Source organism: Kitasatospora sp. NBC_01246 (assembly GCF_036226505.1).
In the GTDB taxonomy this organism is placed as follows: domain Bacteria; phylum Actinomycetota; class Actinomycetes; order Streptomycetales; family Streptomycetaceae; genus Kitasatospora.
The window spans coordinates 1,254,435-1,275,904 of the sequence record NZ_CP108484.1; the positions used below are offsets into that span (position 1 = coordinate 1,254,435).

Here is a 21,470-nt window from a genome sequence, read left to right on the forward strand (position 1 = left end):
CCCCCGTGCCCACCGCCCCCGCGCCGCCCACCCTGGAGGAGTCGGCGGCCTACATCACCCGACTCGGCAAGCCCACCGCCGCCGAGGTGCTGGCCCGCGCCCGGACCAGCGGACGCACCGCCCTGCAGCCGCGCTGCGGGGTCGGCGGGCACCGCGAAATGGCCGTCCTGCTCAAGGAGCTGGAGACCGAAGGCCGCCCCGACCTGCTCACCCTCACCATCGACTCGCACACCCGGCTGCGCCGCTTCGAGCACGCCGCCCGGGCCCTGCGCACCGACCACCGCACCCTCAACGGCTATCCGCTGGTCACCCACGGCTGGCAGCGCGGACGGGAGCTGAACGAACTGGTCGCCGTCCCGCTGGAGATCCGGCACGGCTCCCCCGACCCGCGCGAACTCTTCGCCACCGCCGTGGCCTGCGGCATCACCTCCTTCGAGGGCGGCGGCATCTCCTACAACCTGCCCTACTCCAAGGACGTGCCCCTCGCCGACTCGCTGGCCGCCTGGACCGAGGTCGACCAGCTCTGCGGCGAACTCGCGCACCTGGGCGTGGTCATGGACCGGGAGCTGTTCGGCACCCTCACCGCGGTCCTGATCCCGCCGTCCATCAGCCTGGCCATCAGCGTGCTGGAGGCCGTCGCCGCGGCCGCGGCGGGCGTGCGGTGCGTCAGCGTCTCCTACCCGCAGAGCGGCCACCTCGCCCAGGACGTCGCCGCCCTGCGCGCCGTGCCCGTCCTGGCCGCCCGCTACCTGCCCGCCGGCCTCGACGTCCACGCCGTGCTCCACGAGTTCATGGGCGTCTTCCCCCGCCGGCGCCACCACGCCGACGACCTCATCTTCTACGGCGCCATCACCGCCCGCCTGGGCGGCGCCTCCAAGCTCATCACCAAGACCTACCAGGAGGCCCACGGCATCCCCGACGCCGCCGCCAACGCCGCCGGGCTGCGCCTGGCCGCCGTCGCCCGTTCCCCCCTGCTCGACTTCATCACCGTCGACGAGGGCGCCGTCGACGAGGAACTGGAGTGGATCCTGCGCGAGACCGCCGAGATCGTGGAACCCGTCCTGGCCGCCCCGCGGTTGGACAGCGCGATCGTCACCGCCTTCGCCGCCGGCCGCCTCGACATCCCCTTCAGCGCCAGCCGCCACGCCCGCTCCGAGGTCATCCCGCGCCGCGACCGCGACGGCGCCGTGCGCTACCACTCCCCCGGCCGCCTGCCGCTCTCCCGCGCCAGCACCGAACGCAACCGCCGGCTGCTCGACGGCCCCGCCCGCCCCGGCGCCGGCACCACCGAGCTGCCCGGCGCGGAGCTCTTCCAGGCCCTGCGCCGCGACATCGACTACTTCCCCCTGCTGTTCGGCGAACTCCCCCAGGACGCCGCCGCCCCGGGCGGCTCCGCCGCCGACAGCGCCACCTCCACCCCGGGAAAGGAACCCGCCCTGTGACCACCAGCCAAGCCATCCTCCGTGTCGGGATCGTGGGCGCCGGACCGCGCGGCGTCGTCGCCCTGGAGCGGCTGTGCGCCAACGCCGCGCTGGTGGCGCCCACGGTCCCCGTCGAGGTGCACCTCATCGACCCGTACCCCGCCGGCGGCGGCCGCGTCTGGCGACGCGACCAGGACCGCTCCCTGCTGATGAACACCGTCGCCTCCGACGTCACCGTCTTCACGGACGAGTCCGTCCCCTGCGAGGGCCCCATCCTGCCCGGCCCCACCCAGTACCAGTTCGCCCGCCTGGTCGCCGAGGGCCGCGTCACCGACGTCACCGACGCCGAACGCCAGGAGGCCTCCGGCATGCTGCCCTGGTCCTACGGCAGCCGCGCCTTCAACGGCGCCTACCTGCGCTGGGCCCTGCAGGAGATCATCCGCACCGCCCCCGCCCAGGTCACCGTCCACGTCCACGCCACCCGCGCCACCGCCGTCGACGACACCGACCGCGGCACCCAACTCCTGCGCCTGGACGGCGAGGAGCAGCCCCTGGAGTGCGACGCCGTCGTCCTCGCCCAGGGCCACTTCGACGTCGCCCCGACCAAGGGCCAGCAGGACCTGAAGGACTTCGCCGACCGCCACGGCCTGCTCTACCGCGAACCCCTCAGCCCCGCCGAATGCGACCTCGACGCCATCCCGGCCGGCCGGCCCCTGGTGCTACGCGGCCTGGGTCTCAGCTTCTACGACTACGTCACCCTCTTCACCCAGGGCCGCGGCGGCCGCTTCGAGCGCGACGGGGACGGCCTGCTGCACTACCACCCGTCCGGCCGCGAACCGCTGCTGTACGCCGGCTCGGGGCGGGGCGTGCCCTACCTCGCCCGCGCCGAGGTGCACCTGGAGGTCGTCCCCCGCTACCAGCCGCGCTTCCTCACCGGCGAGGTCATCACCCGCCTGCGCCGCGCCGCCGGCCGGGGCGAACTGGACTTCCGCGCCGACCTGTGGCCCTACATCGCCAAGGAGGTCGGCTACGTCTACTACCGCAGCCGCCTCGCCGACGCGCCCGAGGCCGAGCGCGAGGGCTTCCTGGCCGCCTACGCCGACCTGGACTGGGACACCCCCGCCATGCGGCAGCTGATCACCGACCGGTTCGAGGACCCCGACCAGCACTGGGACTGGGACCAGGTCGACCGCCCCAGCCTGGAGCGCCGCTTCGCCGACCGCGCCGCCTACCGGGACTGGATCACCGGCCGCCTGGGCTGGGACCTCGAACAGTCCGCCATGGGCCCGGCCCGCAGCCCCTTCAAGGCCACCGCCGCCATCATGCGCGACCTGCGGGACGAGATCCGCCAGGTGATATCCCACCAGGGCCTGCGCGGCGGCTCCTACCGCGACCACGTGGACCGCTGGTTCAGCGGGCTCAACAACTACATCGCCAGCGGCCCGCCCACCGCCCGCGTCGAGGAGCTCGACGCCCTCGTGCGTGCCGGAACCGTCCACCTGGTCGGCCCGCGCATGAAGGTCGAGGCCGACGAGGCCACCGGGCGCTTCCTCGTCTCCTCCCCCTTCGTCGACGAGGCTCCGCTGGCCACCGAGGCCCTCCTGGAGGCCCACCTCGCCCTCACCGACGTGCGCCGCGCCACCGATCCGCTGCTGCGCCGCCTGATCGAGACCGGCGGGGCCCGCCCCCACGTCATCCCCGACGCGCAGGGCGAGCCCTACACCACCGGCGGCCTCGACGTCGCCGAGGTCTCCTTCCGCCTGCTCGACTCCGGGGGCACCGCCCACCGCGGCCGCTTCTCCTACGGCCCCCCGGTCGAGTCCGTCCAGTGGGTCACCGCCATCGGCGCCCGGCCCCACGTCGGTTCCCGCACCCTCATCCAGGGCGACGCCATCGCCCGCGGCTGCCTGCACACCGGCGTGGAGAACCTGCGCCGCCGTGCTCTCGCCCTCGCCTGACCGCACCTCCCTCCGGCCCCCTTACCCCGATCGCAGGAGAGTCCCCACGATGACCGACACCGCCGCCCGCCGCATGATGGACCTGCTCATCGGCCCCTGGGCCACCCAGGCCGTGCACACCGCCGCCACCCTGGGCCTGGCCGACCTCCTGGCCGCCGAGCCCGCCACCGCCGCCGAACTCGCCGAGCGCACCGACACCCACCAGCCCTCGCTGACCCGGCTGCTGCGCTTCCTCGTCGAGCTCGACGTGCTGGCCACCGACGCCGACGGCCGCTACCGGACCACCGACCTGGGCCGCACCCTGCGCACCGAGGAGCACGGCTCCATGCGCGACCTCGCCCTGCTCTACGGCGACGAGTTCTACGCCGGCTGGGGCCAGTTGCTGCACACCGTGCGCACCGGCGAGAACGCCTTCGAACACGTCCACGGCGCCGCCATGTACCCCTACTTCGCCCGCACCCCCGAGCTCACCGCCCGCTTCGACCGGGCGATGGCCGCCAGCTCCTCCTTCTTCGAGCCCGTCCCCGGTCTCTACGACTTCTCCCGCGCCCGTACCGTCGTCGACATAGCCGGCGGCAACGGCGCCCTGCTCACCACCGTGCTGCGCGCCCACCCCGCCCTGACCGGCGTCCTGTTCGACACCGCGCACGTCATCGAAGCCGCCCGCACGGAGCTCGCCGACTCCCCCGACGCCGACCGCATCGGCTTCGAGAGCGGCGACTACTACGAGAAGGTCCCCGCCGGCAGTGACGTCTACCTGCTCTCGCGCGTCCTGCACGGACGCGACGACGAGGCGTGCGTCCGGGTGCTGGAGCGCATCCGCGAGGCCGTCACCGCCGACGGCGCCCTGTTGATCATCGAGCGCGTCATCCCCGAGGACGGGACCCCGTCCCTGGCCGCCTGGTTCGACGTCCACATGCTCGCCATCGCCGGCGGCTTCGAGCGCAGCACCGCGGAGTACTCCGGCCTGCTGGAGCGGGCCGGCTTCACCCTCGCGGCGGTCCACGACCTGCCGCTGGACAGCCGGCTGCTGGTCGCCGAGCCGCGCTGACCCTGTACCCCGGACCCAGGACCTCGCCGTTGCCACCCTGCCGGGCCGCGCGGGCGCGGCCGGCGCCGGACGGACCCGCCTGCCCAGCCCTCCGGGGCCGGGCGGGCGGGCGTTCGCGCGTGCGCCGGGCCGGCGGGTCAGTCCGCGTCGGGCGACACCAGCGTCAACAGCCGGTGCGGCTTGGCCAGCGCGCGCGAGACCGGGTCCTGGCGCAGCCGGGCCTGTGCGCTCGGGCCCGGCTGCATCGTGATGTGCTCGGGAGCGACCACTCCGCCGCACACCGGGCAGGCGCCCAGCGGGTCGAGCCGCGTCCCGCAGGCCGCGTGGCTGAAGACCGTGCGCGGCCCGCCGCTGGAGGCGTTGCGCTCCCCCCACTGCGCCAGCCCGTAGATCGGCTGCCACAGCTCGCGCCCGGCCGCCGTCAGGACGTAGCCGTAGCGCACCGGGGAGCTCTGGTAGGGCTCCTTGTGCAGCACGCCCGCGGCCACCAGGGCCTGCAGACGGCTGGTGAGGACCGCACGCGGGATGTCGAGGTGAGCGAGGAAGTCGTTGAAGCGGTGGACCCCGTAGAAGGCGTCGCGGACGATCAGCAGACTCCAGCGCTCCCCCACCACCTCCAGCGCCCGGGCGAGCGAGCAGTCCTGCTGTGCGTAATCGGTTCCGAGCGCCATGCGGACCAGTCTAGCCGAAGGTTCCTTCACCGAACCCGGCGTGATAGATTCAGTTGAGTTCAATGAACAGACCTTAGATCGCACCCTCTCCCACCTCCCATCGCAGCGAGGACCACCCCGATGACGCCCAGCCCGCCGCCCCAGGGCCGCCGCCCGGCCCTCACCCTCTCGATCGCCGCCTTCGGCACCCTCCTCGTCCTCGTCGACTACACCTCCCCGCTCACCACCCTGTCGCCCACCGCCGCCGACCTCGGCCTCGGCTCCTCCGCCCAGACCTGGGTGCTCACCGGCACCCTGGTCGGCCTGGCCGCCCTGCTCCTCACCATGGGCAGTGCCGCCGACGACTACGGCCGCAAGCGGGTCTTCGGCGCCGGCGCGGTGCTGCTCCTGATCTCCACCGCCGTCTCCGCGGCCGCCACCGGCCCCACCCAGTTCCTGATCGGCCGCGTCCTCCAGGGCTGTGCCGCGGCGGCCGTGCTCGCCCCCACCCTCGGCCTGATCGGCCACGTCTACCCGGTCGGCCCCGGCCGGGTGCGGGCGCTCGGCATGTGGGGCGCCTCGGTGGGCCTGGGCATCGCCGTCGGCCCGGTCTACGCGGCGCTGCTGGAGCGCGCCGGCGGCTGGCGCTCGGTGTACTGGGTGCTCTCGGTGCTGTCCGCCCTGCTGATCGCGCTCACCGCGTACGGCTTGCAGGAGTCCCGCAACGACCGGCCCCGCAAGCTCGACCTGCTGGGCGTCGCCACCCTCGGCGCCGGTGCCTCCTGCCTCATCGCCGGCCTCGCCGAGGGCCGGCACGGCTGGGGCCGCACCCCCGTCCTGCTCCTGCTCGGCCTCGGCGTGCTGCTGCTCTTGCTGTTCGTCCTGGTCGAGGCCAGGATCGCCGAACCGATGCTCGACCTCGCGCTGTTCCGCAGCCCCGGCTTCATCGCCTCCAGCGGCGGCGCGCTGTTCACCGGCCTGGCCATCGTCGGCCTGATGAGCTACCTGCCGATGGCCCTCCAGAAGTCCGCCGGGGAGACCCCCCTGGTGGCCTCCCTGGTGCTCGCGATCTGGTCCGGCCTGTCCGTCGTCTCCGCCCTCCAGGCCCGCCGCCTCGCCAACCGGATGTCCGCCACCACCCAGGTCGCCGCCTCCCTGCTGCTGTGCGGCATCGGCGAGGCCGCCCTCTACGGCATGACCCCCGACGGCTCCTGGACGCACTTCGCCCCCGGCCTGGTGCTCGCCGGCGTCGGCAGCGGCGTCCTCAACGCGGCCCTCGCCCGGCTGGCCGTCAGCAGCGTGCCCGCCGACCGCGCGGCCATGGGTTCGGGCGCCAACAACACCGCCCGCTACCTGGGTTCGGCCCTCGGCGTCGCCATCACGCTGACCGTCGCCGGCCAGGCGACCGACGACCGCGGGCCGCGCTACGCGATGGCCGCCGGGACCGACCACGCCGTCCTGGTCGCCGCGGTGCTGTGCGCGGTAGGGGCGGGTGTGGCCCTGTGGGCGCGCTTCGCCGAAGCCCGCACCCCCGCCGCCGCACCGCCACCCGGCGGCACCGCGGGCGGCGCGGGCGCGGCGGGCACGGTCCAGAGCCCGGCGGTGTCCCGTGGCTGACCAGCGCGCCGACCACGGCACCCGGCCCGGCGCCGCCCCGGACCTCTCCGCCGCCGGCTCCGTGCACCACATCAACGCCGGCATCCTGGTGGAGCCCGGACGCGGCCGGATCGTCGTGCGCGCCGGTGACACCGTGCTCGCCGACAGCCAGCGGCCGATCGTGGTCCTGGAGGGCCGCTACCCCGTCCGCTACTACATCCCGCCCGAGGACGTGCGCCGCGAACTGCTCGCCCCCTCCTGGGAGAGCACCTACTGCCCCTACAAGGGCAACGCCGTGCACTACGCGCTCGCCTCCCACGGCGAGGGCGGCTCCATCGCCTGGTCCTACCCCGTCCCGCTGAGCGGCATGGAGGCCCTGACCGGGCTGATCGCCTTCTACCAGGAACGCGTCGACATCGACGTCGAGCCCTCCGACTGACCCCGGGTCACCCCGGCGCCGTCAGGCCCGCCCCACCCGGGGGCGGGCCTGACGGCGTCTCACACCGGGGACGGCGCTGGGCCAAGGCGCCTCGCTAATGCCGAGGCCCCCTCCTGATCCACCGCGGGATCCCGCCGGCTACGGCTGCCCGGCGAAGTCCAGGACGGTGACCGAGGGGCGGTGGGTGGCCAGCGGTGGGACGGTGAGGGCGAGCGGGAGGAGGACCCCGAGCAGGCCTCGGGCGCCGACCGGCCGGACGTCGCGCACCGCGGCCACCGCCGGACTCGCGGTGCGCAGCCCGCCCCGCTCGCGGGCGTCCATCGCCCACGGCATCGGCGGCGGCTCGTAGTCGTGGGAGCGCATCCTCCCGGTCAGGGTGAGCCGGCTGAACCAGCGCGGTACGGCGTCCAGCACCAGCGAGCCGCCGGGGAAGCGTTCGGCGCAGCCCGCGATCAGGGCCTTCACCCGGGGCGGCGGGAGGTACATCAGCAGGCCCTGGGTGGTGATCAGGACCGCCTGGTCGCGGTCCACCTCCTCGGTCCAGCCCAGCTCGGTGGCATCGGCGGCCAGGTAGCGCTGGCGCGGGCCGGGCGAGAGCAGTTGCTCGCGCAGGGCCACCGACTCGGGCAGGTCCACGGTGAGCCACCGGGCCCGCCCGTTGTCGACCCGCCAGTACTGGGTCTCCAGCCCCTCGCCCAGGCAGACCACGGTTCCGCGCGGCTCCCGGGCCAGGAAGTCGGCGACCTCGCGGTCGAAGCAGGCCGCCCGGAGCGCCTGGAGCTGGGCGGACAGGGCGCTCGCGCCGAAGCGCTCGGCGAAGGGGAAGTCGATCCGCTCGACCAGCTCGACGGCCTTCGGGTCGTCGAGCACGGTGTCCGGCCGCCGGGCCTCCACCGCCCGGTGCCAGAGCGTCCACAGGGCCGTCTCCGGCACTTCCCCCAGCTCGGGCCGCTCGCCGCTGCTCATCACGCGCTCCCTCGGACTCTCGGACGTGCTCCTGGCTCGGACCCGCCGATTCTGACACCGCGGGGCGTGAACCAGGGCGCGCGGCGCTCCGGCGCGCCGGGCGCGCGGCAGCCCGTCAGCCGACGCTGAAGGCGCCGTCCGGGGGCGGCGGGGAGTCCGTCGCCGCGGCGTCGGTGACCGCCGCCGTGCGGCCGGTGAAGGCGGCCAGGTCGGCGCCCTCGGTGAGCCGGGCGGGGAAGATGTCCGCGGCGAGACGGCGCGAGAGGTCGGCCACCGGGAGCGGACCGGTGGAGCCGGCCAGCAGGATGTTGCCGTAGCGGCGGCCGCGCAGCACCGGCGCCTCGGCGATCAGGCAGGCCTGCGGGAAGACGGCGCGCACCGTCGCCGCCTGGGCGCGGGCGAAGGCGAGCGGCGGGCCGTCCGCGAGGTTGGCGGCGTAGCAGCCGCCGGGGCGCAGTGCGGCGGCCGCCAGCCGGAGGAACTCCACCGAGGTGAGGTGCGCCGGGGTGCGCGACCCGTGGAAGACGTCGGCGACGACGAGGTCCAGCGAGCCGGCCGGGACGGCCGCCAGGGCCGCCCGCGCGTCGCCGACCGTCGTCGTGATGTCCGCCCCCGGGCCCTGCCACGGCAGGTGCTCCTCGACGAACGCGAGCAGCGGGCCGTCGACCTCGGCCACCCGCTGGCGCGAGCCGGGGCGGGTGGCGGCGAGGTAGCGGGGCAGGGTGAGGGCGCCGCCGCCCAGGTGGAGCACGTCGACCGGCCGCCCGGCGGGGGCGAGGGCGTCGACCAGGTGGCCGATCCGCCGGGTGTACTCGAACTCCAGGTGGGTCGGGTCGCCGAGGTCGACGTAGGACTGCGGGGTGCCGTCGAGGGTCAGCAGCCAGCCGCCGTCGCGGTCGATGTCGGGCATGAGCTTGGCGTACCCGAGGTCGGTCGGCCGCCCGACCGGGACCGGCTCCTCCTCGTGCGGGCCCGGCGGGTTCATCCGGACGCCGGCAGGTAGGCGCCGAGCCAGCGGTCGAGCTCGGTGAAGACCAGGGTGCGGGCGGACTCGCCGGACAGCACGAGGTCGTGCATGCCGTCCTCGATCCGCACGATCGTGACGTGCCGGCCCAGGCGCGGGCCCTGGGCGGCGATGTCGTCGGCCCGCAGCACGGCGTCGGCGTGGTGCAGCCCGGCCTGCCAGGTGGTGGTGGCGATCGAGGCGGTGGAGGCCATCAGCAGCACGGGGACGTCGATGCCGAGCCCGCGCCGGACGCGGCGCTGGCCGCGGTCGATGGCGGCCAGCCAGCCGGCGTAGAGCGGGAAGCCCTCGGCCGGCTTGAGGCCCAGGTCGAAGTCCCATTCGCCGCGGTGGTCGCGGTGCAGGCTGTGCACGTAGTGCGGGTTGAGCGTGGAGGGCAGCTTGCGGGTGGCGGCGAGGCGGCCGAGGGCCTGCACGGCGGGGCCGCCGAGGGTGCGGACGGCCGGGGCGGCGGGCATCGAGAGGAACGGGCTGTTGAGGAAGAGTCCGTCGACCACGCCCCGCCCGGCGCGGCGCCCGGCCCACAGGGCGGTCACCAGGCCGCCGGTGGAGTGGCCGTTGACCAGCAGTTCGCGGTGCCCGTCGGTCTCCCGGACGACCCGCACTGCGGCGTCGAGTTCCTCGTCGTAGGCGGCGAGGTCGCGGACGAAGTTCGGCGACTGGTGCGGGCGCAGCGAGCGGCCGTACTTGCGCAGGTCGAGGGCGTAGAAGGAGAAGCCGCGCTCGACGAAGTGGTCGGCGAGGTGGGTCTGGAAGAAGTAGTCCACGTACCCGTGGACGTAGAGCACCGCGCGGTCGCTGCCCGGGACGAGCCGGCGTACCAGGGTGGCGCTGACGGCGCCCTCCTCGTCGGGGGCGAGCGGCAGCTCGACCGCCTCGTAGGGGGCACCCAGGATGTCTTCTCGGAACTCCATGTCCGCCGTACCCGTTCTCTGCTCCGCCTGCCGTGGCAGGACCGCCCATCCGGAGCACCGACGATACCGGCCGGTAGCTCCGCCCTGCTCGGCGGGCGCCGCCCCCGGGCGCGGCGAAAGGTCCGGCGGACCGCGCCGGCGGGCCGCGCGGCGGGGCCGGACCGGACTGCTCCGCCCCCGATGCGCCTGCTGTGCGCCCGCGGTTCTGTGACACGCTGCCCGGGCCACTGTCACCTTCCTTGCCCGCGAGGCGAGTTGAGGAGCGAACATGCCGCACGGAGACCATCCGCAGCCGGGCCCCCGCGACCCCTCCCTCTACCGCACAGCGGCGGAGGCGATCGCCGCACCGCCGGAGCGGCTGGCCTACGTCGCCGGATTCGACCGGTCGGCGCAGCGGCCGGACGCGCTGATCACCGTGGACACCGATCCGGCCTCGCCGAGCTACGGCCGGGTGCTGAACTTCGCCGAGCTGCCGGGGCTCGGTGACGAGCTGCACCACTTCGGCTGGAACGCCTGCTCCAGCGCGCTCGCGCACGCCTGCCACCGGAACCCGGAGCGGCGCTACCTGCTGCTGCCCGGGCTGCGCTCCTCCCGGCTGCACGTGATGGACACCCGGCCGGACCCGGTGCGGCCGCGGCTGGTGAAGACCGTCCCGGCCGAGGAGCTGGCGGCCAGAGCGGGGTACTCCCGCCCGCACACGCTGCACTGCGGGCCGGACGGCGTCTTCCTGTCCTGCCTCGGCAGCGGGGACGGCGCCGACGGGCCGGGCGGGGTGGCGCTGCTCGACCACACCACCTTCGACGTCCTGCGGGCCTGGGAGACGGAGCGCGGACCGCAGCACTTCGCCTACGACGTCTGGTGGCACCTGGGGACCAACGTGGGCGTCACCAGCGAGTGGGGCACGCCGTGGATGGTCGAGGACGGCGTGGTGCCGGAGCTGCTGCTGGGCCGCAAGTACGGGCACGCGCTGCACTTCTGGGAGCTCGACTCGGGGCGGCACCTGCAGCGGGTCGACCTCGGCGACCAGTACCAGATGGTGCTGGAGCTGCGGCCGGCGCACGACCCGCAGGCGGAGTGGGGCTTCGTCGGCGTGGTGGCCAACGTCGAGGACCTCTCCTCCTCGGTCTGGCTCTGGTACCGGGAGGGGGCGGCCTTCACCGCGCGCAAGGTGATCGAGATACCGGCCGAGCCGGCGAAGCCGGAGGACCTGCCGCCGGCGCTGCAACCGTTCGGCGCGGTGCCGCCGCTGGTGACGGACCTCAACCTGTCGGTGGACGACCGCTGGTTGTACGTGTCCGCCTGGGGCACCGGGGAGTTGTTCCAGTTCGACGTCTCGGACCCGTTCCACCCGCGCCCGGCGGGCTCGGTGCGGCTCGGCGGGGTGGCCGCGCGGACGCCGCACCCGGCCGAGCCCGGCCGACCGCTGAGCGGTGGCCCGCAGATGGTCGAGATCAGCCGGGACGGCCGGCGGCTCTACCTCACCAACTCGCTGTACGGCGCCTGGGACGACCAGTTCTACCCGGACGGCATCGAGCCCTGGATCATCAAGCTGGACGCGGACACCGAGGCGGGCGGACTCAGCGTCGACCCGCACTTCTACCCGCACGGCGCGGAGTTCGGCGGTCTGCGGGTGCACCAGACCCACCTGGCGGGCGGCGACGCCTCCTCGGACTCGTACTGCTTCCGCTGAGGTCGGGGCCGGGGCTCAGCGCCGCGCCTGGAGCGGGCCATGGCGGTCGCGGGCGGGCGGCAGACCGGTGGCGACCGGCCGCGGGTCGCGTGGGTCCTCCCCGGGCAGCGGCGGGCCGAGCCGCAGTGCGTCGCCGACGGCGGTGTGCTCGACCAGGCCCTCGCCGACGCCGCCCGGACCACTGCGGCGCACCTCGAACCCCACCTCGTTGTCCGCTTCCCCCGGCGGGCAGCCCATCGCGTACTGCCGCCAGCTGTGCGGCAGCCGCGGGTGTTCCACCGTGCCGTACTGGCCGGCCCGGCCGGACCGGCCCACCGGCCTCGTCGGGCCCCCGTGTTCAGGACTTCCGCCCCCGCCGTCCGCACCAGGGGCGGCACCCTGACGGGCGCGGCGTCCCGCCTCCGGTGCTCTCCCTTCACCGCAGGCGGGACGCCGCGCCGTCGCCGGCCCGGCTCAGGCTCCGGCCGGGCCGGCCGCTTCGCCCCCGGTCGCGCGGCGCAGCCGGCGCCGGCGTGGGGGCTGGTCGGGCAGCCACCCGAAGGTCAGGCAGGCACCCACCACTCCGAGGATCATGCCGATCAGGAAGCCCCCCAGGTTGGAGGTGACCCAGCTGGCCAGCGAGCTGATCACCGCGAGCACGGAGTAGAACAGCCGCTGGGCCGGGTTGAACAGGATCAGCACCCCGCAGATCGCCATCACGGCCGGTACCAGGTAGCCGGCCATCCCCTGCATCCCGATGTGCAGGATGACCGGCAGCGGTGCCTTCAGCGTGAAGAGGACCTCGGCGCCGCCCAGCAGCACCAGCAGACCGCCCCAGAACGGCCGCCGGCCCCGCCAGGCGCGCCAGCCACGCCCGGTGAGCGACGGCCCGGCGGGACCGGCGGACGCCACGGGCGTCGACGGCGGTGGGGGCGCGACGGCCACCGTGCTCGCGGCAGCGTCGGCGCCGGAAGCACCGGAAGCACCGGAAGCACTGGAAGCGCCCGGAGCAGCGGAGCCACCGCCGGCACCGGACACCCCGGCGACGACGGCCGCCCCGGCCTCCGCGGCATCGGCGCCCCGCCCGGCCGGGCCGGCGCCGTCGGGTACAGGATCGGTCACCGTCAGCAGCCCTCCGAGCTGAAGCTCAGCCGCAGGTGGGGGAGCTTGAACGCACCGGCGGTGGTGGCGTAGTTGTGCTGCCGCAGGTTGTTGATGGTGACGGTGTCGGCCTGTTGCCCGAACACGCCCGGCAGGCCCTGGACGCCCGCCTTGGTGTAGGTGCTGGCGTCCCCGCCGATCTCGATGTTCTTGAAGGACGCGTCACCGGAGAGCATGTCCGAGTCGGTGGTCAGGTCGGTGGCGGTGACGGGGGTGCCGTCGTCGCCGGCCTTGATCAGCAGATTGATGCCGCCGAGGTCGACGCTCTGGCAGAGCTTGGTGAGCTGGGCCTGCTTGATCGCCGAGACGGCGACCAGGACCTGCCCGCCGGTGTCACCCTCGTTGGGGCTGCCCTCGATCATGTGGTCCAGGCTGCCGAACTGTTCGAAGCCGACGCCCTCCAGACTGTCCGCCGTGACGGTGAACGGCATGCCGGAGATGGCGAACTGGGCGGCGAGGACGCCCTGCGCGGTGAGGGTCATCAGGACGGCGCCGGCGACGACGGCCGGTACCGCCATCAGGGCGGTGCGCCGGAGGCGGACCCGCCCTCTCGACTCGACGGGCGCGTCGGTGCTTTCGGGCGTGGGGGCGGCGTCATCGGACGTGGCCATGTGTGCTCCCTAGGGTGGTGGGATGTGCAGGCACTGGCACGTTGTCCTGGCGCGGACAGCGTTCTGCGGTCCGGCCGGGTGGGCCGCCCCTCGGCAGCGGGGCGGGCCCGGTCGGACCGCAGATGGATTACTGGGAAGCTACTGCTCAGTAGACGGCGGGTCAATACGGGTGCACGAAGGATCATCGTCCGCGACCGAAGGGCCCGCTTCCAGGGCCGGTTCCGAAGCCGGAACGGGAGCCGGGACGGGAGCCAAGGCAGGCGCCGGCACCAGGTCCTGAGCCGCGGCCAGCCGCCGGGCGGCCTCCTCCGGACCGAGGAAGGGCGCCAGGCAGAACAGGCTCAACATCGGCAGTTCGGCCGGGAGTTCGCCGGTCCGGCCGGCGTCGACACAGCGGTAGAGGGTGCTGTAGACGCCACCGACCACCGCGTCCACCAGCGGCTGCGCCTCGACGCCGCACGGCAGTGGGGGCACCTCGGCGAAGAACGCCCGGAACCGGGTGAGGAGTTGCTCGCGCTCACGGCGGCCGGCCGGGCCGACCGACTCCACCTCGATCACCGCCATGGTGGCGAAGGCGGGGACGCGGGCCAGCAGGTCGAGCATCGCGCGCAGGGCGTCGTGGATCCCGGCGCACCAGTTCGGGGCCGCCGCGAAGGCCGCCGCCATCCGTCGGATCACCACGCCGGTGCCGTGCCGGTGGGTGGCCAGGAAGGCGTCCTCCTTGCCGCTGAACAGCTCGTAGAAGACCGGCCTGGTCACCCCGGCCGCGCGGCAGATGTCGCTCACCGTCGCCCGCTGGTAGCCGTGCTCGGCCACGGTGTGGACCAGCCCGTCGAGCAGGCGTTCCCGCTGGGTGGCGGCGACCACGCCGGGGGGCAGCCGGCTCGGGCCGCGCTTGATCGACCGCGCCGGGTCACGGCCGGTCCGCGCCCCGGGCAGCAGCAGTGCCTCGGCACCGTGAACGGCATCCAGGTCCATCGCCAACTCCTGTGCTCAGTATTGACATTGACGCAAGGGCTGGTTTACAACACTCGCAGGTTTCCAATCGAACGGCGCTGAGCCGACGGAAACCTCCACGCGTTCCGACTGTTCAGTATGGCGAACGCATGCCCGGCGGTGGCAGCCGTCGACGTGCACCACTCAGGCACCTCATCGCACGGCCCGCACCGCCGCGGTCCCCCGCACCACCGCACCTCCCGCACCTCCTCGCCGGACGGCGGGGCCCGTGGCGCCGGGCCCGCCGACGGCACCGGACGCGTGTCCGCAGGTTCTCAGCACCCCCACTCCGCTCCACCCTGCCGCGTGCACCGCGGCAGCTCCCGCCGCGCGATCCCAGCGCGAATCCGCGGGCTCCCCCACCCAGCTCGTACGGAGAGAGGCACCCTCATGCGCATCAGCCGCACCCTCGGCGCCGCGGCCCTGGCCGCCGTCGCCCTGGCGACCGCAGCCGTCACCCCGGCCCAGGCCGCCGGTTCAGCCGTGCTGACCCACACCTCCGTCGGCGGCCCCGCCGTCGCCGTCGGCGACGTCCTGACCGCCAACCTGGTCCCCGGCAGCTACGCCACCTTCTACTCCAGTGCCACCGGCACGAGCGGCATCAAGTGCGCCGTCTCCGCCTTCTCCGCCACGGTGACCAGCAACCCGGCGGCCCCGGGCGTGGCCACCGAGAGCCTCAACAGCCACACCTTCAGCTCCTGCACCGCGAACGTCATCGGTGTCACCGGCGTCAAGAGCATCACGGTCAACAACCTGCCGTACACCAACTCGGTCAGCGACGCGGCCGGCAACCCCGTGACGCTCAGCCCGACGGCGGCCGGTCCGCTGCAGACCACGGTCGTGCTGAACACCATCCTCGGTACCACCACCTGCGTCTACCGCGCGCCCGGCAGCATCTCCGGCACCACCGACAACGCCGGCCAGACCATCGGGTTCGCCTCCCAGGCGTTCGCCAAGGTGTCCGGCCCGAGCACCTGCTTCGCCACCGGCTACTTCACCGCCACCTACGGGCCGGTGATCGACAGCTCGGTCGCGGGCAACCCGCACGTCTACATCAACTGACCCTCTGCGCACAGCAGTAGGCGGAAGACGACGGGGAGCGGCGTGCGGCAGTCATGACTGCCGCACGCCGCTCCCCCCTGCTCGGGACCGCCACGCCCGCGGATGGTTCCGGTCAGCCGGGCGTCAGAGCGCCCAGACCTGGTCCGCGCACTCCGGGACACAGTCGGACTGGGTCAGCTTGGAGCCCGGGGAGGTGTCGCCCGACCAGGCCACCAGGCAGCGGTCGCGGAAGGAATTGCGGATCCGGTAGCCGTAGGCGGCCTTCTGAATACCTACCGGCCGGCTGGATTCCCGCCTTCGATTCGGTCACGGATCATCGACGGGGCGTATGACGGCCCGTCGGTGATCCGGATTCGGACCCGTGCTCGCCGGAGCCCCGGGACGGCGAAGTGACCGGCCGGTAGGGTGCTGCTGCACGGACGGACCGACGGGAGTGGGGCACATGGGCGGCGACGGCACGGGGTTCTTCGAGTCGGCGGAGCACGCGGCCGCCCAACTGGCCGAAACCGGCTACCTGGCCTCCACCGCGGTGGCCACCACCGTCTTCCTGGCCGACCGCCTGGGCAAGCCCCTGCTGGTCGAGGGCCCCGCCGGGGTCGGCAAGACCGAACTCGCCAAGGCGGTGGCCGAGATCAACCGGGCACGTCTGGTCCGGCTGCAGTGCTACGAGGGCATCGACGAGGCCCGCGCGCTCTACGAGTGGAACCACGCCAAGCAGTTGCTACGGATCACCGCCGGCCGGGACGAGGGCTGGGACCAGGCCCGCACCGACATCTTCGGCGAGGAGTTCCTCCTCACCCGGCCACTGCTGACCGCCATCCGCGGCGACGAGCCGACCGTGCTGCTGATCGACGAGATGGACAAGGCCGACGTCGAGGTCGAGGCCCTGCTGCTGGAGGTGCTGAGCGACTTCCAGGTCACCGTGCCGGAGCTGGGCACCATCACCGCGACCCGGCGGCCCTTCGTCCTGCTCACCTCCAACGCCACCCGAGAGCTCTCCGAGGCGCTGCGCCGGCGCTGCCTCTTCCTCCACCTCGACTACCCGGACGCCGAACTGGAGCGCCGGATCGTCCGGCTCAAGGTCCCCGGCCTGGACGCGACGCTGGCCGAGTCGCTCGTCCGGGTGGTCGGCGCGCTGCGGGCGATGGGCCTGCGCAAGGCGCCGTCGGTGGCCGAGACCATCGACTGGGCCCGCACCCTGCTGGCGCTCGGCGCGGACACCCTGGACGAGGCGGTGGTCCGGGACACCCTCGGGGTGATCCTCAAGCACCAGGACGACATCCTGAAGGCCACCCGGAAGCTCACCCCGGCATGACGGACCGCCCCGCCCCCGCGGCGGCCGCGACCACCGGGGCCGCCGACCTCGCGGGCCGGCTGACCGGGCTGGTCCGGGCCCTGCGCGGGCACGGGCTGCGGGCCGGTCCGGCCGAGACCGTCGACGCGGCGGCCGTCCTCGACGTGCTGGGCCTCACCGACCGGGAGCAGCTGCGGGCCGGCCTGGCCGCCGCGCTGCTGCGCTCCGAGGCACAGCGGGCCGTCTACGACGCCACCTTCGACCTCTTCTTCCCGCTCGGGGTGGGCGCCCCGGAGTCGGCCCGCGGCGGCCCGTCCCCGGACGGCCCCGAGAACGCCGACGACGCCCGGGCCGCCGCCCGCGATCTGGCCGACCCCGTGCGCGAGGACCTGCGCGAGCGCCTCGCCGCCGCCCTCGCCGCCGACGACCGGGCCGCCCAGGCCCGGCTGGCCGGCGAGGCGGTGGCCGCGTTCGGCCGCTACGGCGCCGGCTCGGTACCCGGCTCTGACGGCTGGTCCGCCCACCAGACCCTCGGCCGGCTCGCCCCCGAGACCCTGCTGGCCCGCGTCCTGGCGGCGCTGCGCGCGGGCGCCGCGGCGGACACCCCGGCCGACCTCTCCGACGGCCTCCTCGCCGACGAGATCCGCCGCCGCGTCCAGGCCTTCCGCGCCATGGTCGGCACCGAGGCCCGCCGCCGGGTGGCCGAGGTACGCGGCACCGAGCGGATCGCCGAACGGGCCGTCGCACCCAGCGCCGACCGGATCGACTTCCTCGCGGCCGGCCGCGACCAGCTCACCGAACTGCGCCGCACCGTCCACCCGTTGGCCCGGAAGCTGGCCACCCGGCTGGCCGCCCGGCGGCGGCGCGCGGCCCGTGGGCAGATCGACCTCCGCCGCACCCTGCGCCGCTCGCTGTCCACCGGGGGCGTGCCGTTGCGCCCCGCCTACCGGCTGCGCCGGCCGGCCCGCCCGGAGATCGTGCTGCTCTGCGACGTCTCCGGCTCGGTGGCCGGCTTCGCCGACTTCACCATGCTGCTGGTCCGCGCGATGAGCGAGCAGTTCAGCAAGGTCCGGGTGTTCGCCTTCGTCAACCGCACCGCGGAGGTCACCGAGCTGCTGGCGGGCAGCGGGGCCGATCCGGCCGGGCTGGCCCGGCGCATCCTCACCGAGGCCAAGGTGATGGGCCATCACGGCAACAGCGACTACGGCTCCGCCCTGGGCGAGTTCGCCGACCGGCACCTGGACGCGGTCGGCCCGCGCACCAGCGTGCTGATCCTCGGTGACGCCCGCAACAACCACCGCGACCCGAACCTGTCCGCCCTGCGCCGGATCGCCGGGCGGGCACGGCGGGTGTACTGGCTCAACCCGGAGCAGCCCTCGCTGTGGGGCGGCGGCGACTCGGCGGCGACCGCGTACGGGGAGGTGGTGGAGATGCACTCCTGCCGCAACGCCCGCCGGCTGGGCGAGCTGATCGCCCGGCTGCTCCCGGTCTGACCGGCCGGGGAGCGGCCGGCGCCGCCGGGCGCGGGCTCCGGTTCCGGTTCCGGTTCCGGTTCCGGTTCCGAGCCCGCGGGAGCGTCAGCCGTCCAGCCCGCGCAGGAAGTCCAGCAGGGCGGCAGTGACCTCGGCCGGCCTCTCCTGCTGCGTCCAGTGGCCCGCGCCGGGGAGCGTGACGTGCCCGTACAGCCTGGGGGTGAGGCGCTCCAGGATCCCGCGCAGCGCGTCCGGGCCGATCAGCGCCGACACCATGTCCCGGTCCCCCGCCACGTAGAGCGCGGGCACGTCGATGCCGCGCCCGGCGAAGGCGGTGAGCAGTTCGTTGTTGCGGTCGATGTTGCGGTACCAGTTCAGCGGACCGGTGAAGGCGTGCTCGCCGTGCCCGGCGTAGTCGGCGACGAAGGCCGCGATGTCCTCCTCGGTGAGCCAGTCCGGCAGCTTCTCCGGCTCCGGGACGGTGTCCAGCAGCGTCTGCCCGTCGGGGACGACCCAGGCCTGCGGCCGCTCGGCGCCGGGGCGGTCGCCGGAGCCGCTGAACAGGACGCGGCGGAAGGTCGAGCCCGGGTCCCGGGCGAACTCGGCGTCGGCCACCCCGGGCCGCTGGAAGTAGATCTGGTAGAAGCCCTCGCCGAACCGCTCCCTGGACAGTGCGAGCGGCGGCAGCCCGGAGACCGGCAGCGGCGGCACGCTCAGCCCGGCGACCCCGCGCACCAGGTCGGGGCGGAGCGCGGCGGTCGACCAGGCGACCGGTGCGCCCCAGTCGTGGCCGACCAGCACCGCGGGCCCCTCGCCGAGCGCGGCGATCAGGGCCGTGACGTCACCGACCAGGTGGAGCAGGGTGTAAGCGTCGACGGCCGCGGGCCGCTCGCTGCGGGCGTAGCCGCGCTGGTCGGGGGCGACCACCCGGTAGCCGGCGGCGGCCAGCGGGGCGAACTGGTGCCGCCACGAGTACCAGCTCTCCGGGAAGCCGTGCAGCAGCAGGAGGAGCGGGCCCTCCCCCTGTTCGGCGAGGTGGAGCCGGACGCCGTTCACCTCGATGTCGCGGTGCGTGATGTCGCCGTACGCGAGGTCCCCGTAGGCGGAGCCGGCCTCGCGCGCGGCGCCGTTCGCCCCGCCGCCGGTCCGCCCGCCGCCCACCTGCCCGCCGCCGGTCCGCTCGCCGAAGGCCTCGCCGGTGTCCCTGGTCACGTCGCCCACCCCTGTTCCTCACGCCGTCCGGATCGCCGCCGGACGGATGACGTCCGACCGGTCGCTATCCACCCTGCCCAGCGGAACGCCGCGGGAACCCCCGGATCTCCCCCTCCCGCGGCCGCGCCCCGGGGTGGGGTCACCCGGCCTGCGCGAGCTTCTCCTGCGCGTCGGCGAAGTCCTCGGCGGTGGGCGCGTCGTCCTGGGTGAGCCGGTGGCGCCAGTACCCGGCGAACTCCACCGACGCCTTGGCCAGTCCGCGCTCCTCCACCAGGTGGCGCCGGATCGCCCGGACCGCCGAGGCCTCCCCGGCCAGCCAGGCGAACGGCGTACCGCCGGGCAGGTCGGCGGCGCGGACCGCGTCGGTCAGCGGACCGCCGGGGGCGGCGCCGTCGCGGTACACCCAGCGCACCGTCAGGTCGGCCGGGGTGGCCAGCGGCTGCCGCTCCGCCTCGTCGGCCACCTCGGCGTACACCACCGCCCGGATCCCGGCGGGCAGCGCCGCCAGCAGGGTGGCGATCGCGGGCAGCGCCGTCTCGTCCCCGGCCAGCAGGACCCAGTCGGCCCCGGCGACGGCGGTGGCGAGCGGGACGGGCCGGGCGTACAGCTCGGAGGGGCCGACCATGCCGAGCCGGTCGCCCGGCCGGGCACGGTCCGCCCAGGCGCTCGCCGGGCCGCCGTCGCCGTGCAGCACGAAGTCGACCTCCAGCCGCCGGGTGCCGGGCCGCCGGCCGCGGACGGTGAAGCTGCGCATCCACGGCCGCTCGTCCTCCGGGACGGCCAGGTAGGCCTGGTACCAGCCCGTCGGATCGTCGCCGCCGCCGGGCAGCACGGGCTCGGTCCGGCCGGGCTTGGGGAAGCAGAGTTTGATCTGCTGGTCGGGGGTGCGGCCGACGCTGTCGTCGAGCGCATCGGCCTCGAAGGTGATGCGGGCCGTCCGCGGGGTGACCCGCTCGACCGCGACGACCTGGATGTATGTGACGGGCAATGCCACCGTCGGACCCTCCGGTTTCGGCTCCACTGATAACCTTACGCCATAAGCGATTACCTCGACGAGGATACTTTACGGCATAAGGAGTTCGCTACCGTGACCGTCTTCGCGGGCCAGGGTGACCCCCACAGCTCGATGTCCCTGCTCTGGCGCGGGCCGGAGGAGCGGCGCGCCGGGCGCAGCGGCCCCAAGCCCGCCCTCAGCGTGGACGCGATCGTGACGGCCGGGATCGCGGTCGCCGACGCCGAGGGGATGGCCGCGCTGTCCATGCGCGCGGTCGGCCAACGGCTCGGCCGCACCGCGATGGCCCTGTACACGTACGTACCGGGCAAGGCCGAGCTGCTCGACCTGATGCACGATCGGGTGCTCGCCGAGCTGCCCACCGGCCACGACCCCGCCGCGGGCTGGCGGGCCGCCGCCACCGCCTGGGCCGAGGAGGCCTTCACCTGCTACCTGCGGCACCCGTGGGTCCTGCAGATCTCCCAGGCCCGGCCGGTCCTCGGCCCGGCCGAGCTGGGCGCGATGGAGGCGGTGCTGCGGATCCTGGACGGCGCCGGTCTGGCACCCCGACAGCTGCGCGGCGTGGTCGCCGCCCTCTGGCAGCTGGTCCGCGGAATGGCCCGGACCGCCGCCGAGGCCCGTGCCGCGGCCGTGGACACCGGGGTCGCCGACGAGGAGTGGTGGTACGCGCGGTCCACCCAACTCGCGTCCCTCGCACCGGACTTCGCGGAGCGCTTCCCACTGCTGACCGCGCTGGAGAGCGCCGGGGGCGCCCCCGAGGCCGGGGACGGCGCCGGTGACCTGGAGGAACGGACCCGCGAGGCCTTCCGCACCGGGCTCGCCGTCCTCCTCGACGGTGTCGAGGCGGCCGCCGCCCGGTCGTAGCGCCCGGCGGGCCCACCGGCACTGTCCGCTGCCCAGGTGACGGTTGGTCTGAGCGGGTACGCCCGGTCACCGATCAGCGTAGGCGGGCGCTCCACCGG

20 protein-coding genes are annotated in these 21,470 nt (G+C 74.7%); 10 read left to right on the forward strand and 10 right to left on the reverse strand.

Translation table 11 applies throughout. The annotated features are described in order from the left end of the window. Positions 1–5: 5 nt before the first annotated feature. Genes OG618_RS05675 through OG618_RS05685 form a run of 3 tightly spaced genes read left to right on the forward strand, consistent with a single transcriptional unit; the run spans position 6 to position 4,430 of the window. Positions 6–1,442 carry a methylaspartate mutase gene (locus tag OG618_RS05675; protein ID WP_329486090.1) on the forward strand — a complete coding sequence of 479 codons (1,437 nt, stop codon included), beginning with the start codon at positions 6–8 and terminating at the stop codon, positions 1,440–1,442. Then, positions 1,439–3,379 (forward strand): FAD/NAD(P)-binding protein, encoded by a 1,941-nt coding sequence (locus OG618_RS05680; RefSeq protein WP_329486091.1) that lies wholly within the window; start codon positions 1,439–1,441, stop codon positions 3,377–3,379. Before OG618_RS05675 ends, OG618_RS05680 begins: the two co-directional genes overlap by 4 nt. A gap of 49 nt (positions 3,380–3,428) precedes the next feature. Further along, positions 3,429–4,430: a methyltransferase gene (locus OG618_RS05685; protein ID WP_329486092.1), complete on the forward strand. Its 1,002-nt coding sequence runs from the start codon at positions 3,429–3,431 to the stop codon at positions 4,428–4,430. Positions 4,431–4,567: 137 nt separating this feature from the next. On the opposite strand, the gene OG618_RS05690 is transcribed toward OG618_RS05685, so the two are convergent. Further along, the gene (locus OG618_RS05690) at positions 4,568–5,101 is read right to left on the reverse strand and encodes a winged helix-turn-helix transcriptional regulator (protein ID WP_329486093.1); all 534 of its coding nucleotides are present in this window, start codon (positions 5,099–5,101) and stop codon (positions 4,568–4,570) included. Positions 5,102–5,221: 120 nt separating this feature from the next. Between OG618_RS05690 and OG618_RS05695 the strand changes: the two genes are divergently transcribed. Together OG618_RS05695 and OG618_RS05700 are read left to right on the forward strand one after the other, a co-directional pair. After that, the gene (locus OG618_RS05695; RefSeq protein ID WP_329486094.1) at positions 5,222–6,697 is read left to right on the forward strand and encodes an MFS transporter; all 1,476 of its coding nucleotides are present in this window, start codon (positions 5,222–5,224) and stop codon (positions 6,695–6,697) included. Next, entirely contained in the window at positions 6,690–7,115 is a 426-nt protein-coding gene (locus OG618_RS05700) for a DUF427 domain-containing protein (protein ID WP_329486095.1), read from the forward strand. Before OG618_RS05695 ends, OG618_RS05700 begins: the two co-directional genes overlap by 8 nt. 138 nt (positions 7,116–7,253) lie before the next feature. Here OG618_RS05700 and OG618_RS05705 read toward each other — a convergent pair whose 3' ends face one another. The 3 genes from OG618_RS05705 to OG618_RS05715 form a co-directional block, all read right to left on the reverse strand. Beyond that, the gene (locus OG618_RS05705) at positions 7,254–8,081 is read right to left on the reverse strand and encodes a class I SAM-dependent methyltransferase (RefSeq protein WP_329486096.1); all 828 of its coding nucleotides are present in this window, start codon (positions 8,079–8,081) and stop codon (positions 7,254–7,256) included. A gap of 115 nt (positions 8,082–8,196) precedes the next feature. Continuing rightward, positions 8,197–9,066, reverse strand: a complete 870-nt coding sequence (locus tag OG618_RS05710; protein ID WP_329486097.1) for a spermidine synthase — start codon at positions 9,064–9,066, stop codon at positions 8,197–8,199. After that, complete coding sequence (locus OG618_RS05715; RefSeq protein ID WP_329486098.1) at positions 9,063–10,019, reverse strand: alpha/beta hydrolase; 957 nt, start codon at positions 10,017–10,019, stop codon at positions 9,063–9,065. Before OG618_RS05715 ends, OG618_RS05710 begins: the two co-directional genes overlap by 4 nt. A gap of 268 nt (positions 10,020–10,287) precedes the next feature. Between OG618_RS05715 and OG618_RS05720 the strand changes: the two genes are divergently transcribed. Continuing rightward, complete coding sequence (locus OG618_RS05720) at positions 10,288–11,709, forward strand: selenium-binding protein SBP56-related protein (protein WP_329486099.1); 1,422 nt, start codon at positions 10,288–10,290, stop codon at positions 11,707–11,709. 15 nt (positions 11,710–11,724) lie between these two features. Here the strand turns inward: OG618_RS05720 and OG618_RS05725 are convergent, their stop codons facing one another. The 4 genes from OG618_RS05725 to OG618_RS05740 all read right to left on the reverse strand — a co-directional run bounded on the left by OG618_RS05725 (position 11,725) and on the right by OG618_RS05740 (position 14,438). Continuing rightward, positions 11,725–12,024 carry a hypothetical protein gene (locus tag OG618_RS05725; RefSeq protein ID WP_329486100.1) on the reverse strand — a complete coding sequence of 100 codons (300 nt, stop codon included), beginning with the start codon at positions 12,022–12,024 and terminating at the stop codon, positions 11,725–11,727. A gap of 138 nt (positions 12,025–12,162) precedes the next feature. After that, positions 12,163–12,600 carry a DUF6114 domain-containing protein gene (locus OG618_RS05730; protein ID WP_329492020.1) on the reverse strand — a complete coding sequence of 146 codons (438 nt, stop codon included), beginning with the start codon at positions 12,598–12,600 and terminating at the stop codon, positions 12,163–12,165. A gap of 212 nt (positions 12,601–12,812) precedes the next feature. Further along, positions 12,813–13,460, reverse strand: coding sequence for a DUF6230 family protein (locus OG618_RS05735; protein ID WP_329486101.1), 648 nt, complete (start codon positions 13,458–13,460; stop codon positions 12,813–12,815). A gap of 138 nt (positions 13,461–13,598) precedes the next feature. Beyond that, entirely contained in the window at positions 13,599–14,438 is an 840-nt protein-coding gene (locus OG618_RS05740; RefSeq protein ID WP_329486102.1) for a TetR/AcrR family transcriptional regulator, read from the reverse strand. A gap of 408 nt (positions 14,439–14,846) precedes the next feature. On the opposite strand from OG618_RS05740, the gene OG618_RS05745 reads away from it, so the two are divergent. From OG618_RS05745 to OG618_RS05755, 3 genes are all read left to right on the forward strand, one after another. Then, positions 14,847–15,518 (forward strand): Tat pathway signal sequence domain protein, encoded by a 672-nt coding sequence (locus OG618_RS05745; protein ID WP_329486103.1) that lies wholly within the window; start codon positions 14,847–14,849, stop codon positions 15,516–15,518. Positions 15,519–15,960: 442 nt separating this feature from the next. Continuing rightward, positions 15,961–16,833, forward strand: a complete 873-nt coding sequence (locus OG618_RS05750) for an AAA family ATPase (RefSeq protein ID WP_329486104.1) — start codon at positions 15,961–15,963, stop codon at positions 16,831–16,833. Continuing rightward, a complete protein-coding gene (locus OG618_RS05755) occupies positions 16,830–18,305 on the forward strand; it encodes a VWA domain-containing protein (RefSeq protein ID WP_329486105.1) in 1,476 nt (491 codons plus the stop codon). Before OG618_RS05750 ends, OG618_RS05755 begins: the two co-directional genes overlap by 4 nt. An 84-nt stretch (positions 18,306–18,389) precedes the next feature. Here OG618_RS05755 and OG618_RS05760 read toward each other — a convergent pair whose 3' ends face one another. Further along, entirely contained in the window at positions 18,390–19,361 is a 972-nt protein-coding gene (locus OG618_RS05760; protein WP_329492021.1) for an alpha/beta fold hydrolase, read from the reverse strand. A gap of 274 nt (positions 19,362–19,635) precedes the next feature. After that, positions 19,636–20,490 (reverse strand): siderophore-interacting protein, encoded by an 855-nt coding sequence (locus OG618_RS05765; RefSeq protein WP_329486106.1) that lies wholly within the window; start codon positions 20,488–20,490, stop codon positions 19,636–19,638. A 93-nt stretch (positions 20,491–20,583) separates the two neighbouring features. On the opposite strand from OG618_RS05765, the gene OG618_RS05770 reads away from it, so the two are divergent. Beyond that, positions 20,584–21,372 carry a TetR/AcrR family transcriptional regulator gene (locus tag OG618_RS05770; RefSeq protein WP_329486107.1) on the forward strand — a complete coding sequence of 263 codons (789 nt, stop codon included), beginning with the start codon at positions 20,584–20,586 and terminating at the stop codon, positions 21,370–21,372. Positions 21,373–21,470 lie beyond the last annotated feature (98 nt).